This is a genomic window from Bradyrhizobium sp. 23, from assembly GCF_023073295.1.
Classification (GTDB): domain Bacteria; phylum Pseudomonadota; class Alphaproteobacteria; order Rhizobiales; family Xanthobacteraceae; genus Bradyrhizobium; species Bradyrhizobium canariense_D.
The window spans coordinates 1-1,557 of sequence record NZ_JADPJF010000006.1 but is presented as its reverse complement, the minus strand read 5'-3'; the positions used below and the strand labels follow the sequence as shown (position 1 = coordinate 1,557).

Annotated in this window: 1 protein-coding gene; it reads right to left on the bottom strand. The window is 55.4% G+C overall.

The features are described 5' to 3' along the window. Window positions 1–311 precede the first annotated feature (311 nt). The gene (locus IVB32_RS01070; RefSeq protein WP_247409568.1) at window positions 312–1,175 is read right to left on the bottom strand and encodes an acyl-CoA thioesterase II; all 864 of its coding nucleotides are present in this window, start codon (window positions 1,173–1,175) and stop codon (window positions 312–314) included. Window positions 1,176–1,557: the final 382 nt, after the last annotated feature.

Genomic DNA, 1,557 nt, shown 5'->3' with positions numbered 1-1,557 from the left:
AACAGTCCTTTGCGCATCGAAGTCCCCGTGCCGAATCAACTTGGCACCAGGGAATCAGAACTCGCTAATTAGGTACAGACCCTAATAGATCTGCCAGCTAAATGCGTCGCATCTACTCGTTCGGACTCTTAGAGCGTTGCAATAAGCCGCAGTTCAGAGCTGCCAGAATAGAGGAGTAGCGGTAGCCAACACAGCAGTGATAGCCCGTAGAGAAACGGTGTGCCACTCCAAAACGATTCGCCCTCACCTCTGATTACCGATTTCTGATAGTGACACCGGTATGAGGACCTTTGAAGCAGATGTGAGACACTTCAGCGGCGCTCGCGCACCGAGCCCTCCTGGGCAACGGACGCTATCAGCGTACCGTCAGATTTGAAGATCATGCCACGCGCGAACCCACGCCCAGACTGCGCGCTCGGCGAATCCTTAGCGTAGAGCAGCCACTCGTCGGCCCGAAACGGTCGATGAAACCACATTGCGTGGTCAAGGCTCGCCGATACCATACGCCCATCGAACAGCGTACGGCCATAGCGCGCCATCACTGCGTCGAGCAGCGACAAATCTGAGGCATAGGCCAGGGCAGACATATGCAGTGTCGGATCGTCTGGCAGCTGCGCAGCGGTCTTGATCCAGACATGAATGCGCCCGCCGTCAACTTTCTCGCCGACATAACGGCCTAATTCGACTGGACGTAATTCGATCGGACGATCGGGTTCATAGTAGCGCCGTATGCGATCTGGCATCTGCAGAAAGATCGGCAGCCTACCTATCTCCTCGGCTGAGAGCTTTTCTGGCGGCGGCACGTCGGGCATTTTGTCCTGATGATCAAACTGGCTCTGCTCTTCGACATGAAAAGACACGATCGTGGAGAAGATTGCGTGGCCATGCTGAATTGCAGTAACGCGTCGGGTCGAGTAGCTCTTGCCATCGCGCAAGCGTTCTACCTGATAAAGGATCGGAAGCTGCGGGTCACCCTGCTGAATGAAATAGCCATGAAGAGAATGCGCCAGGCGGCTTTCGACCGAACGGGATGCCGCGAGCATCGACTGCGCGATCAGTTGGCCGCCGAACACTCGTTGCAAGCTGCGGTTCTGGCATTTGCCGCGAAACAAGTTGACCTCGATTGCCTCGAGGTCTAGCGCAGCGGGCAGATCGATTGGGATCGACATTGATATGCTTCCAACTCTTCGACGTCATTCATTGGCTTGGTGGAGCTTTTAAACCGCAATCCGAAATCCCCGCAGCAGCTCTTTCCAGCTGTCAGGGACTAACAGTCTCCCTCCTGACCGCCCTCTCCATCTGTTTCGCACATGAGAATTGCGGCGAGCGAGAAATACCATGCTATGATCATGATTTGGCGAACCAAAACATGCTTCGAACCCCCAAGCCGGAGCTGCGAGCTTCCATTCTGGTAGCTGCTTCCGAGGATCGCCAAGCAATCGGCGTGCCGCGACAAAAGGGCGTTGAGCTTGTCTAGGGTCTGTACCTAATTAGCGAGTTCTGATTCCCTGGTGCCAAGTTGATTCGGCACGGGGGACTTCGATGCGCAAAGGACTG